Annotated in this window: 11 protein-coding genes and 1 tRNA gene; 9 read left to right on the top strand and 3 right to left on the bottom strand. The window is 62.3% G+C overall.

What is annotated here, in order from left to right; translation table 11 throughout:
* The first annotated feature begins 388 nt into the window (after window positions 1-388).
* The 7 genes from A9K65_RS12765 (at window position 389) to A9K65_RS12735 (ending at window position 8600) form a co-directional block, all read left to right on the top strand.
* Window positions 389-1276 carry a sugar phosphate isomerase/epimerase gene (locus A9K65_RS12765; protein ID WP_064994609.1) on the top strand — a complete coding sequence of 296 codons (888 nt, stop codon included), beginning with the start codon at window positions 389-391 and terminating at the stop codon, window positions 1274-1276.
* Window positions 1277-1337: 61 nt separating this feature from the next.
* Complete coding sequence (locus A9K65_RS12760) at window positions 1338-2861, top strand: sugar ABC transporter ATP-binding protein (protein WP_064994608.1); 1524 nt, start codon at window positions 1338-1340, stop codon at window positions 2859-2861.
* 31 nt (window positions 2862-2892) lie between these two features.
* Window positions 2893-3861 (top strand): ABC transporter permease, encoded by a 969-nt coding sequence (locus tag A9K65_RS12755; RefSeq protein ID WP_063172820.1) that lies wholly within the window; start codon window positions 2893-2895, stop codon window positions 3859-3861.
* 44 nt (window positions 3862-3905) lie between these two features.
* Window positions 3906-4919 carry a substrate-binding domain-containing protein gene (locus A9K65_RS12750; protein ID WP_064994607.1) on the top strand — a complete coding sequence of 338 codons (1014 nt, stop codon included), beginning with the start codon at window positions 3906-3908 and terminating at the stop codon, window positions 4917-4919.
* Between the two features lie 171 nt (window positions 4920-5090).
* Window positions 5091-6308, top strand: a complete 1218-nt coding sequence (locus A9K65_RS12745; protein ID WP_063172821.1) for an ROK family transcriptional regulator — start codon at window positions 5091-5093, stop codon at window positions 6306-6308.
* A 37-nt stretch (window positions 6309-6345) separates the two neighbouring features.
* Entirely contained in the window at window positions 6346-7332 is a 987-nt protein-coding gene (locus tag A9K65_RS12740) for a sugar kinase (protein WP_064994606.1), read from the top strand.
* Entirely contained in the window at window positions 7332-8600 is a 1269-nt protein-coding gene (locus A9K65_RS12735) for a D-tagatose-bisphosphate aldolase, class II, non-catalytic subunit (protein ID WP_064994605.1), read from the top strand. Before A9K65_RS12740 ends, A9K65_RS12735 begins: the two co-directional genes overlap by 1 nt.
* Window positions 8601-8656: 56 nt before the next feature.
* On the opposite strand, the gene A9K65_RS12730 is transcribed toward A9K65_RS12735, so the two are convergent.
* A complete protein-coding gene (locus tag A9K65_RS12730; protein ID WP_064994604.1) occupies window positions 8657-10003 on the bottom strand; it encodes an FAD-binding oxidoreductase in 1347 nt (448 codons plus the stop codon).
* Between the two features lie 81 nt (window positions 10004-10084).
* Here A9K65_RS12730 and A9K65_RS12725 point away from each other — a divergent pair, with 81 nt between their 5' ends.
* Together A9K65_RS12725 and lhgO are read left to right on the top strand one after the other, a co-directional pair.
* Window positions 10085-10771, top strand: a complete 687-nt coding sequence (locus tag A9K65_RS12725; protein WP_064994603.1) for an ATP-binding cassette domain-containing protein — start codon at window positions 10085-10087, stop codon at window positions 10769-10771.
* A 26-nt stretch (window positions 10772-10797) separates the two neighbouring features.
* Window positions 10798-11988 carry an L-2-hydroxyglutarate oxidase gene (lhgO, locus tag A9K65_RS12720; protein WP_198032110.1) on the top strand — a complete coding sequence of 397 codons (1191 nt, stop codon included), beginning with the start codon at window positions 10798-10800 and terminating at the stop codon, window positions 11986-11988.
* Window positions 11989-12459: 471 nt separating this feature from the next.
* Here lhgO and A9K65_RS12715 read toward each other — a convergent pair.
* Window positions 12460-12536: transfer RNA gene (locus A9K65_RS12715), tRNA-His, on the bottom strand.
* Between the two features lie 369 nt (window positions 12537-12905).
* The gene (locus A9K65_RS12710; RefSeq protein WP_013530255.1) at window positions 12906-13364 is read right to left on the bottom strand and encodes a phasin; all 459 of its coding nucleotides are present in this window, start codon (window positions 13362-13364) and stop codon (window positions 12906-12908) included.
* Window positions 13365-13371: the final 7 nt, after the last annotated feature.

Below are 13371 nucleotides of genomic sequence, written 5' to 3'. Positions count from 1 at the left end.
GCGCGCTTGGGCAAGCCGGAGGATCGGGCGTCCGCCGGCTGGTCCCAAGCGAATGCCTTGGCAGGAACTGACGAACGTTGGACCGGGTTCCGCTCGTTCCGCATTCGCCTTGCGTCTCGCAGACCGAGCGGTCCATGCCGCTCGGTCTGCGCAAGTGACGGGATATTTGTTGTTAAAAGCTGCATATCCCGTTTCTCGCGTGGGTCCAGAGAAAATTTTCTCGCATCTCCATGATGCCTCTCAACTATTTGTTTTCCAGCATTTTTTCAATCCGGCATGATTGGCTCGCGACCAATGCCAGAATTCCTCTTGCGCCGAAGCTGAATTTTAGGCATTCAGGATCAAGTTTGTATCTTTAGCATGCAAACCTAATTATCGGAGGATCTGAATGCGGCGTCTTGGTATCCATTCATTTGTCTGGACAAACGGCCTGACCCAGGAGGGCCTGGAAACGGCGCTCGCCAAGTCGGCGGAGCATGGTTACCGGCTGATCGAGTTCGCTTATCTGCGGCCCGAGAAATTCGACCTCGACCGCCTGGCGAAGCAAGCCAAGGAACTGGACATCGAGATCGTGGTCACGATGGGCCTGTCGGCGGATGCGGACGTCTCGAGCGAGGACAAGGCCGTGGTCACCAAGGGAAAGGCGCTCTTGTCCGACGCGGTCAAGGCGGTCCGCGACATCGGCGGCATCCGATTGGGCGGCATTCTCTATTCGATGCACGGCAAGTATGACGGGCTGCCCACGCGAACCGGCTGGATGAACAGCGCCGACGCTATCGCCGCGACCGCCGAGGTGGCCAGGGATAGCGGCGTGCAGATCGTTCTGGAAGTGGTGAACCGCTTCGAGTCCAACCTCTTGAACACGACCGCGCAAGGCCTGAAGTTCATCAAGGACACCGGCCGCGACGACGTCTTCCTGCATCTCGACACGTTCCACATGAACATAGAAGAGGCGAGCCAGGCCGAAGCGATCCGTCTGGCTGGGGACAAGCTCGGTTATTTCCACTTCAACGAGAACTACCGCGGCTATCTCGGCACCGGTACGATCGATTTCGCGAGCATCTTTTCCGCGCTGGTGGACATTGGCTTCCACAATCGCGACGTCACCTTCGAGAGCTTCTCCAGCGCCATCGTCGATGAAGCCCTGTCGCGTGTGTGCGGCATCTGGCGCGACACCTGGACCGACAACAATCCGCTCGCCGCGCATGCCAAGGCTTTCATCGAAAGCCGTTGGGAAGAAGCCGTGCGCCGGGCCGAGATCAACAAGGCTGCCTGAAGACGAAAGGGCTGCGGGCCGACAAGCGCCCGCGCCATCTCATCCCGAGGAGGACGGGAAGATGACGCAGAACGAAGCTATCACCAACGAGAACGGCGCCACCGCGCCGCTTCTCCTCGGCGCCGAAAATGTCGCGAAGAGCTTTGCAGGCGTTCCCGCCCTGGTCGACGGGCGGATTCGGTTGCGCGCCGGGACGGTCAATGCCTTGTGCGGTGGCAACGGTGCCGGCAAGTCGACCTTCCTCGGCGTGTTGATGGGGATGCTGCGGCGCGACGCCGGATCCGTCACGGTGAAAGGCCGGGAGGTGAATTTCTCCTCCCCCGCCGAGGCGCTCGATGCCGGTATCGCCATCATCACCCAGGAGCTTAGCCCCTTCCTGGACATGACCGTCGCCGAGAACCTCTATCTCGGCCGCGAACAGCGGCGCGGCCGCTTCTTCGTCGACGACAAGTGCATGCTAAGCGACGCGGAGGCGATCCTGGCGCGGTTGAAATTCAACATCCCCGCTGGTGCGCGGTTGCGCGATCTTTCGATCGCGCAGGCCCAACTCGTCGAGATCACCAAGGCAATCAGCCGCCGCAGCGACATCCTGATCATGGACGAACCCACCTCGGCCATTGGCGAGCGCGAGGCGCAGATGCTGTTCGACGCGATCCGCACTCTGACCGCGGAGGGCGTAGGCATCATTTATGTCTCGCACCGCCTGACCGAGATCTTCGAGATCGCCGACGATTATACGGTCTTCCGCGACGGCCGTTTCGTAGGCGGCGGATCGATTTCCGAAATCGACCGCAAGGGCCTGATCCGGTCGATCGTCGGCCGCGACCTGTTGGACCATCATCGCGAACCGAAGGATACCGGCCCGCAGAAACCCCTGCTCGAAGCCCGCGGCTTTGCATCGAAGGGAAAGTTCGCCGACATCGACATGACCGTTCATGCGGGAGAGATCGTCGGCATATACGGGCTTCTCGGCTCCGGTCGCAGCGAGTTCGTGAATGCGCTCTACGGAAACGAGCCGCGGGATTCCGGCCAGGTGCTGATCGAGGGCAAGCCCATCGATCTCAAGACGCCCGCCGATTCCATCGGCGCCGGCATTTCGCTGGTCACGGAGGACCGCAAGCAGACGGGCCTGTCACTGACCGCGTCGGTCGCCCACAACATCACCGTGGCCAACCTGCCGCATTATGCGCGCAAGGGCTTCATGAACGGATCGGCGGAAGCCAGGAGCGTGGTCGAGCACATCAAGCGCTTCTCCATCAAGACGGCGTCGCCGGACCTGCCCGTCCAATCCCTGAGCGGCGGCAACCAGCAGAAGGTTGTCCTTGCGCGCTGTGTCGATACCAACCCCAGGATCCTGATCTGCGACGAGCCGACACGCGGCGTCGACGAAGGCGCCAAGCGCGAGATCTACGCCTTCCTCGGCAATTTCGTGAAGGCGGGAAACGCCGTGCTGATGATCTCGTCCGAGGTGCCCGAAATCCTCGCCAATGCGGATCGCATCGTTGTTTTTCGCCGGGGCCGCATCGCAGGCGAGGTCGCCGGACCCGAGGCCACCCAGGAAACCCTCGTTCATCTGGCTTCCTAGCCAGACGATCCATTTCGTGGAGAAGAATCCAATGGTATCCGCCAGTCAAAGCATGAGCGGCATGAGCCTGGGAAAGTTCATCGCCCGTTATGGCATCGTCATCTCGTTTATCCTGCTGTTCGTCATGTTGTCGCTGGCGTCGCCGAACTTCCTGTCCACCAACAATCTGCTGAACGTTCTGCGGCAGGTCTCCATGAACGGTGTGCTGGCTGTCGGCATGACCTTCGTGATCCTGACGGCCGGCATCGATCTCTCCATCGGTTCGCTCCTGGCGCTGGCCGGCGCCGTGGCGGCCAGCCTGGTCACCGGCGCGGATGCGTTCAATCCGCTCCTAGCAGTCGCGGCCGGCGTCGCCGTGGGCGCGCTTTGCGGCGCCGTCAATGGCGGGCTGATCGCCTACTTCAAGGTGCCGGCCTTCGTCGCCACGCTCGGAATGCTGAGCGTGGCGCGCGGCGCGACGCTGCTTTACAGCGGCGGCCGCCCGATTCCCAATCTCAGCCTCGAATTCCGCTGGCTCGGCCAGGGTCTCGTGCTCGGCATACCGGTACCGGTGATCATTTTCGCCGTCGTCTTCGCTGTCGCGGCGATCGTCCTGCGCTACTCCATTTACGGAAGACGGGTCTATGCGGTGGGCGGAAACCCGCGCAGTGCAAAGACGAGCGGCATCAACACCACCGGCATCATCTTTTCGGTTTACGTCATCATGGGCGCGCTGGCCGGTCTCGCGGGTGTCATGCTGACGGCCCGCACCACGTCCGCCCTGCCACAGGCGGGCATCGGCTACGAACTCGATGCCATCGCGGCGGTGGTCATCGGCGGAACAAGCCTCACCGGAGGTATCGGCCGCATCGGCTATACGCTGGTGGGCGTGCTGATCATCGGCATGATCAGCAACGGTCTCGATCTGATGGGGGTGTCCTCATACTACCAGCAGATCATCAAGGGTTCGATCATCGTCCTCGCGGTGCTGATCGACCGCTCCCGAGCCGGGAGAGAGTAACAGGCGCAAGCGGCGCGGCCGCACGCAACATGGAGGAAATGCACATGAAAACGACAAGACGCTTCCTGATGGGAGCAGCGGCCGGCCTTGCCCTTGCAGGCATGGTGTTCGGGGGGAGTTCGGCCGACGCCAAGACGTTGAAGATCGCGGCGATCGTCCAGAGCCTCAACACCGAGTACAATGTTCTGTGGGCCGATGCCGCCAAGGCGCACCCCGCGCTTGCGGACGGTACCGCCACGCTGACAGTTCTCGACGGTCGCCAGGACGTGCTGACGCAGTCGAACTTGTTCGACACAGCCATCACCGAAAAATATGACGCGATCATCTTCATCCCGGTCGACATCGACGCCGGCAATGAACCGATCGAGCGCGCGAAGGCAGCCGGCATCCCGGTGTTCGGCTCCAACACGATGGTTTCCAACACCGCACTCTACGACGCCTACATCAATTCCAACGATGTCGAGGCCGGCGAAATGCTGGCCAAGGCGGTGATCGACAAGGCCGGCCCACAGGCCAAGGTCGTGATCCTGGAAGGGATGCTGGGCCAGTCGGCCCAGGTACAGCGGCTTGAAGGGATCCAGAAGGTGCTGAAGGAAAATCCCGGAGTGACCATCCTGGAGCAGAACACCGCCAACTGGTCACGCGCCGAGGCCATCACGCTGATGGAGAATTTCCTGACCTCGCATGGCGATGCGATCCAGGGCGTCCTGGCCGAAAACGACGAGATGGCCGTCGGCGCCATCGAGGGCATCCGCAACCACGGCCTGGATCCCAAGACGGTTCCGGTCGCCGGCGTGGACGGCATCAAGGACGCGCTTGAAGCCGTCAAGCGTGGCGAACAGTCGATGTCCATCCTCCAGGATGCCAACGGACAGGCGCAAGGGGCGATCGACCTCGCGCTGCACAAGATCGTCGGCGACAGCTACAAGCCGCGCGCGGCTGTCTGGGACGTAAACGGCGGCAAGCTCGCCTGGAACGACGGCAAGGACCAGCATTACTCCGTGCCGTGGCTGGCGGTGACCTCCGAGAATGTCGACAAGGTGCTTGTCGGCAATTGACGCTCCAACAGGAGGATGCCGCTCGCTCGCGGCATTCTCCTTCGCGTCCGGCGCAACGGGAATTGCTTGCTTCCGACATCAGGCGGTTCATTCTTTTGAGGACTTTGCGTTGCCGGAGGAAAAACAAGCTCGGGTGAAGTATAGGCTGGGAACGAACATGCGGAGTCCGCCATGAACCATGTAACCTTCGCCAGCAGCTCGCCTCGCAGGATCCGCCAGAGCAATTCGGTAGCGACGCTGAACGCGCTCCACCGCTTCGGCCCTTTGAGCCGGGCCGATCTCGCCAGGCATATGGGGGTCAACCGCTCGTCCGCCGGCAATATCGTCCTGGAGTTGGTCGAGGCCGGACTCGTTCGCGAAGTGGCGGAGAACGATATCGCGAATCCGGCGGGCCAGCCCAGGGCCGGAAGACCGGGTATCCTCGTGGAAATCGTGCCTGAAGCCGTTTTCTTCGCCGGCATAGAGATCGGTGTCGAACATATGACATGCGTCGAGATCGATCTCGCGGGCAAGATCGTTCGCAGCGCCATGACGCGCTTCGAAGGACATGACAGCGATCCGGAGGCCGCGGTCCACATGGCGATCGAACAGGTGTTTCTCGAGATGCGGAAGGATAGCCTGGCGCGATGTCAGGGCATCGGCATCGCGGTGCCCGGACAAATGAACCAGGACGGTTTCATCCACGTCGCACCGATCCTGGGGTGGCGCAATGTCGATCTCACAGGCCTTGCCCGCAGCCTTCTTCCGGCCGAGATTCCGGTATCCGCGGAAAATGACGGCAACGCATTCGGCATCGGCATCACATACAGCCAGCCGGAAGCGGCGAGCGGCGTCACCTTCTTCATGGTCATCGAGAACGGCGTCGGTGGCGGAATTGTGATCGATGGCAAGTTGTTCCGCGGCGGCAATGGCCTGGCCGGAGAAGTCGGCCACCTCAAGACACGGAACCCGACATACCGGAATCTGGAGCAGGCCTTCGGGCGCGACCGCATCCTGTCATCCTATCGCCAGTACAGGCCGGACGCCGACTTGGACTTGTTCCTGCGTGACGTCCGCGATCGTGTTCCTCAAGCGGTGCAGCTCGCCGAAGAATGGGCTGTCTTGTTCGCATTTGCAGTCGTGCAGATCTCGCGGCTGATCGACCCGAACCGCATCGTGCTGGGCGGGTCCGTCGCGGAATTGTATCCATTGGTCGCCGCACGGGTCGACGCGCATATCCGCGAGCTCCAGGCCGCGACCTTTCCTATCCCCGAGATCGTTTTCAACGAGAGCGCCATCTATGGAGCTGCCTTCGGAGCCGCTTGCATGATGCATCAGCGCTTCATGTCGCTCGACAACCAGATGCTCAACAAGGACGCGGTTTCCGGTCCAGACGCCTCGGCGTCGTGAAACCGCAAACGACACCACACCCAGGATCGGACGCTTGATGAACGACCTCCCCCAAACGCTTGCACCGGACTCGCTCGGGCCAACCGTGACGATTGGAGAAATCCTGGTAGAGATCGTCGCGAGGCAGACAGGCACCGGTTTCCGGGAACCGATCGACCTCATTGGCCCCTTTCCGAGCGGCGCGCCCGCCATCTTCATCGATCAATGCGCGCGTATGGGCGGAGCGGCGGCAATGGTGGGCGTGGTGGGCGACGACGATTTCGGCGCGGTCAACATGGAGCGCCTGAAGCGAGACGGCGTAGACACTTCCGCCATCGCTGTTTCCGCGGATTATCCGACGGGCAGCGCCTTTGTCCGCTACCGCACGGACGGAAGCCGCGATTTCGTCTACAACATCGCCAAATCCGCCGCCGCTCGACTGGAATGGACCCCGCAGGTCGAGGCGCTGATCGCACGTTGCGGGCATATCCACGTCATGGGAACGGTGTTCGCAAGCCCCGCAGCCTGGGCGATCACCGAACGCGCGATCCCGCTGATCAAGGCACGCGGCGGCACCATGTCGCTCGATCCGAACCTGCGCAAGGAATTGCTGGCGCACGGCCAGACCGAGGAGAAATTCGCGAGCCTGGTGGACAAAGCGGACCTGCTGCTGCCGTCGGGCAACGAATTGTTCCTGGCCGCCGGCATGGATGGCGAGGAACGCGCAATCGAGGCGCTGTTCAAACGAGGGGTCAAGGAGATCGCCGTGAAGCGTGGCGAACATGGCGCGTCAGCCCGTCAAAGCACGGGCGCCAGTGCCGATTGTCCCGGCCTCATCGTCGAGGAAACGGACCCCACCGGCGCCGGCGACTGTTTCGGCGGAGCCTATGTCGCATGCCGGCGGTTGGGGATGCCGCTGCGGACTTCGCTCGAATTCGCCAATGCGGCAGGGGCGCGCAACGTCACACGCCTCGGTCCCATGGAGGGAGCCGGCACGCGGGCCGAACTGAAAGATTTCATGGCAAGAACGGCGAGAAGAAGCTGATGCGTGTGGCGATCGAAGATGTGCCGGCCCTGCACAGGGAAGGCAAGAAAATCGGGGTGACCTCGGTGTGTTCGGCACACCCCCTGGTGCTGAAAGCCGCACTGCGGCACGGCCGGGACACGGGCACCACCGTCCTGATCGAAGCGACGTGCAACCAGGTCAATCATCTGGGCGGCTATACGGGCATGACGCCGTCCGATTTCGCGGCGATGGTGAAAGCGCTAGCGGCAGTCGAGCAGTGCCCGACAGAGCTGATCGTGCTTGGCGGGGATCATCTCGGTCCCAATCCCTGGAAAGACCGGCCCGCCGAGGAGGCGATGGCGCAGGCCGGGACAATGGTCGATGCTTATGTCCGCGCCGGCTTCCGCAAGATCCATCTCGATGCATCGATGGGCTGCGCGGGTGAACCGGCGACGCTAGACGACCATACGGTGGCCGAGCGCGCAGCCAGAATGGCGGGCGTCGCGGAACAGGCGGCCGCGCAGAGCGGCGGGGCAAGCCCGGTCTACATCATCGGGACGGAGGTGCCGCCTCCCGGTGGCGCCGATCACGCTTTGGATGCGATCACCCCGACCAGTCCGGAGGCGGCTCGCCAGACACATGCCATTCACGCCAAAGCATTCCAGGCCGCCGGGCTTGAAAGCGCGTTTTCCCGCGTCATCGGGCTTGTCGTGCAGCCGGGCGTGGAGTTCGGCAACCAGAATGTGATTTTTTACGATCGGACCAAGGCCAGCGATCTGGCGGCAACTCTGAACACATTGCCGTCGCTCATTTTCGAAGCGCATTCGACGGACTATCAGGGCGAGAGGCCGCTGCGTGAACTCGTCGAAGATGGCTTCGCCATCCTCAAGGTCGGCCCCGAGCTGACCTTCAAACTGCGCGAGGCGCTGTACGCGCTCGACCTGATCGCTTCCGATCTGGTGCCTTTCTATGGCCAGCGGCCGCTTTATCAGGCCATGGAAGAGCTGATGCAAGCCGCGCCCAAGAACTGGGCAAGCCACTATCATGGCAGCGATGCCGACAAGCGGACGCTGCGCCACTACTCCTATTCCGATCGCATCCGATATTATTGGGCGACCCCGCAAGCCCGTGCCGCCTGCGACCGGCTCTTCGACGCGTTGAAGGGCCGCAAGGTGCCGGTGACGCTGTTTCTCCAGCACCTGCCTTCGGCGCTCGCTTGGGCCGCCCGCGGCTGCGACGTCGAGGAGATCGCGATCGATCACGTCCAGCGAAGCATCGAGATCTACGCCCGGGCATGCGGCACCTGAGCCCTCGTCCGGTTCTTCAAGGCCAGAGCGGATGGGCTGGCGGGCGGCAGAAATACTTACAGCGATGGTCCCAATCGGATCGGGCTGCCGTCGCTGAAACGGGATTGACGGAACCTGTGGAGATTGTGCCCGGTCTCGTTGCCGTGGATCAAATCGGACAGGATGCGGCCCATTCCGGGTCCTATGCCGAAGCCGTGGCCGCTCATCCCGGTCGCGACAACGAGGCCTGGGAACGCAGCGGCGCGATCGACGATGGGCACGACATCAGGCATCGCATCGATCATGCCCGCCCAGCTCGCCTTGAGCGGTACGGTCGTGAACTGAGGGAAAAGCTCCCTGAACCCGCCGTCGATGGCGCGGAGCGCCGACGTCTCGGGAGCTGGATTGAGGACGCGCATCCGTTCGAAAGGGCTTTCTTCATCCGCGTTCCATCTGCGCGGGGTCGACCAGCCGTCCGGGTAGCCTCGCGGCGCGGCCGGCAGGTAGCGTGTGCCGAACGGATTGGCCATCAGGGCGCTGACATATTTGCCTGCATGGCGAAATGCGTCCGGCCCTATGTAGAGTTGGCTGCTGCCTCCCGATGCGAGCGTGTACCCGCCATCCTGCCTGCGCCGGAAAGCGATGCGTTCGTCCGCGGCGGCACCGGCGTGGATTTCCGCCATCGGCGCTGTCGCAGCGACGGTCGCCCTGACGCTGAGCTGCGGAATCGAGATGCCGTGGGCGCGCAGGAACAGCGACGTCCACGCGCCGCTGGCGACGAGGACGCTCGAGGCCGCGATGAGCCCTTTCTCGGTCCAGACGCCACTGATGCGTCCCGCGGAGATGTCGAGCATACGTGCCGCGCAATTCTCGATGATCGTCGCGCCTTCGCGGGCCGCCAGGCGAGCAAGCGCGGGCACGGCGACCCAAGGTTCTGCCCGCATGTCCGATGGAGTGATCATTGCGCCTTTGAACAGTCGCGACATGGCCGGGATCAGGCTTGCCAGCTCACCCTGGTCGAGGAGACGCGTGTCGACGCCATGAGCCTGGGCGATCTTCAGGAATTTCGCGAAACCGGCCATCTCCTTGTCTGTTCGCGCAAGATAGGTAACGCCCGTCTGCTTCAGTCCTATGTCCTCGCCACATTCCTGTGCCAGTTGCCGCCAGAGGCGCTGCGCTTCGATGACGATCGGCAGTTCGTCGGCATCGCGGCCCTGCTGCCGGATCCAGCCCCAGTTGCGCGAGGATTGCTCGGCGGCGATGCGTCCCTTTTCCAGCAGCGTCACCGAGACGTTCCGCCGCGCCAGGAACAGTGCCGTGGTCACGCCAATGACCCCGCCGCCGATGATCACGACGTCCGAGGTCCTCGGCAGGGGCTGCTGGAACTGGATCGGGGTGGCTTCAGTGAAGGGGAAGATTGTCAAAGAGCACTATCCTTTGGCATTCCGCAGCGGCGTCCGGTCTACGCACTTGATATCAGGGCAGCGATATCTGGCCGCCGTGAGATGTCGATACCACGCGAGGAGATTGATCGTCAGCTGCTGCTTGCCGGGAACGACGAGGCCAGATCGCGGCGCCGGCAAATCCACGCTTCTGAAATCAATTTCCGGGCCATGGCGCCGACCGGGGGCACGCTTGCCTTCAACAGCGAGTCGATCGCCGGCCAGGCGCCGGAAAAGCTATGCCGGAAGGGCCTGGCACCGGTGCCGGAAGGCCGCAGTATCTTCCGGACACTGACGGTGCGGGAAAACCTGCTGCTCGGCGGCATGATCCGCAAGGACAAGGCCGAAGCGGCCGCCGATCTGGGAACGGGTTCTGGGAATCTTCCGATCCTCAGGACCCGCTACCGCGGCGTTGCCGGCCACCTTTCCGGCGGCGAGCAGCAGCAGCTTGCCATCGCCCGCGCCATCCTGCAGCGCCCGTCGCTGATGATGATCGATGAACCGTCGCTTGGCCTTGCGCCGCTGGTGATCGACCAGGTCTACGAAAGCCTCCGCCAGCTTAACGCCAGCGGGCTGACCCTGCTCGTCGTCGAACGGTCCACCGCTCGCATTCTCGACCTCGCTTCCCGCGTCTACGTGCCGCGCAACGGCCATAACGCGCTGGAGGGTTCGGCAAGCGAGCTTGCCGACGGGCATGCGCTGGAAAAGGCCTATTTCGGCTATGGCGATCGTCAGACGGCGCACGCATAATCGGGCAGGCAAGGACTACAACAATGATTTTCGACTACTGCGTCATCGGCGGCGGCATCGTCGGCCTGGCGACGGCCATGCGGCTGCTGGAAACATATCCCGGCTGCAGCCTGATCCTGTTGGAGAAAGAGGAGGCTCTCGGCAAGCACCAGACCGGCCACAACAGTGGTGTCATCCATGCCGGCATCTACTATCCGCCAGGCAGCCTGAAGGCCGAGCTCTGCCGCAAGGGCGCGGATGCCACCAAGGCCTTCTGCCAGGAGAACGGCATCCGCTTTGATGTCTGCGGCAAACTGCTCGTCGCCACCTCCGCACTCGAAGTGCAGCGCATGGAGGCGCTCCACGAACGCTCGAAGCAGAACACGATCGAAGTCCGGCGCGTCAGCGAGGGGGAATTGAAGGAGCGGGAACCGAACATCCGCGGTCTCGGCGCGCTTTTCGTGGCCTCGACCGGCATCGTCAGCTATGCCGATGTCTGCCAAGCCATGGGGCGGCGCATCAGGGCGCTTGGCGGCGAGATCCGCCTGTCGACGCGCGTCACCGGCATTCGCGAAGTCATCGATTCCGTCGATATCGCGTCGGCCGGCGAAAACTGGCAGGCGAAAAAACTGGTGGTCTGCGGCGGTCTCCAATCGGACCGGCTGGCCGTGCTCGCCGGGCTTTCGATCGAGCATCGCATCGTTCCCTTCCGCGGCGAATACTATCGCCTTCCCGCATCGAAGAACGACATTGTCCGCCATCTGATCTATCCCGTCCCGGATCCAGCCCTGCCCTTCCTTGGCGTGCACCTGACGCGGATGATCGACGGCAGCGTCACGGTCGGGCCGAATGCCGTTATCGGTTTTGCCCGCGAAGGCTATCCACGGCTTTCGTTCAACGTTTCGGACATGGCCGACTACGCGCTGTTTCCCGGCTTCTGGAAAACCGTGTTCGCCAACCGCGGATCTGCGGTAACGGAACTCCGCAACTCGCTCTGGAAGCCAGGCTATCTGGAGGAGTGCCGGAAATACTGTCCGAGCCTCGAGCTCGCCGACCTGCTCCCGCACGAAGCAGGCATCCGCGCGCAAGCCGTGCGCAAGGACGGTGCCCTCATCCATGATTTCCTGTTCGCACAAACGGACCGCATGCTGCACGTCTGCAACGCGCCTTCCCCCGCCGCCACCTCGGCGATCCCGATTGCAGAGATGATTCGAGATCGCCTCATACAGGGCTGCTGAAAATGAGGCGGTACGCACTGGAGCCCAACTGAACGCTGGAGTATCTGTCTTGGCCAAGAAGGGAATTAGGGCACCGGCCGCGGCCAACGCAGCTTTTGCGTCGGAACCAGATCGGCGCACCACCAGGCCAGCAATGCCGCTCCCGGCGAGAGGGTAGCAACTTGGCCTGCGGTTTCCGCAAGCAAAGGTTCCGTGTGGACGACGGCTTTTTTGGCTGCGCAAAGATCTCAGGCGAAACGACGGCTGACGTCATTGGCAGGGTTCGCTCCGGGCTAACCGCCATTTTGTTGACCGTCATAGCTGGACGGCCTCCCTATGGCACCAGAATGGTACACGTCCATAGGACGCACCGACACCCAAGCCAGCCTAGCTAACCAGAAGCCTTTAAGTCTTTGAAATTATGTCGCTATTTATGGTACCCTGTGGCCAAAAATTCCGCAACAAATTCAACGAGTTATGAGGGTAAGCCGATGGTACCGTTGGCTGGGATCGAACCAGCGACCTCCGGATCCACAATCCGGCGCTCTAACCATCTGAGCTACAACGGCACGTTGCCTGAGCGGATCGAAACAGAAACTCATCCGCCACTCTGTCGTTCGGCGATGCGTCCTTACGGGCTTATGGATTCTAATTCAAGGCTTTTGGAAAGCAAAGGTCACTTCCCCACATCGGCGCGGCATTCGCCCAGCAAGAAGGCGCAGGCAAGGACCAGGCGACGGACAAAGAAAAAGGCCGGCGGGAGGAGGTGCCGGCCTTTTCCTGTTACGAGCCAGCGGGAGGAGGTGCTGGCTGGTCACCCCGGGGAGCAGAGGGAGGAGGTTCCACTCACCGGGTATTCCTTGATGGCTGCCATCATACACCTGATCGTTTTTAAGAAAATGCGACCTTTTGTTGCATCTTCAGATCATGCGCAAATGTTAGGCAACCTTGATTTCCTTCATCGCCTTCTCGAAGGCGGTCTTGATCGGCTTGGAGACGTCCTCGGCGGCCTTGGAGGCAACGGCCTGGAAGTCCTTGGCCTGCTCGACGGTCGATTCGACGCGCTTGCGCAGGAAGGCGGTCTGCAGCTCGACGACTTCCGACAGCGACTTGGCGCCGATCAGGGCTTCGAGGTGGGAAAAACCGGCCTCGGCATTGGCACGCAAAGCGGAGATGGTCTTGAGCGACAGGTCGTTGGAAACGGTCTTGGCGGTCTCGTAGGTCGACTCCAGAGCCTTCTGGGTCTCCTCGGCGCCGGTCTTCAGCTTGGCATAAGCCTCTTTCGACTGCTCAACGCCCTTTTCGGCGAAAGCGCGGATCTGGTCAGTCGCCTTGGAAGCGTCGAAGCTCGGGAATTCAACGTTTTCGATCGTCTCGGCGGTTTTGGTCCTGGACATTTTCCAT

It is taken from the genome of Mesorhizobium sp. WSM1497 (assembly GCF_001672455.2).
Lineage (GTDB): Bacteria > Pseudomonadota > Alphaproteobacteria > Rhizobiales > Rhizobiaceae > Mesorhizobium > Mesorhizobium ciceri.
This window is presented reverse-complemented; position numbering and strand designations above follow the sequence as displayed.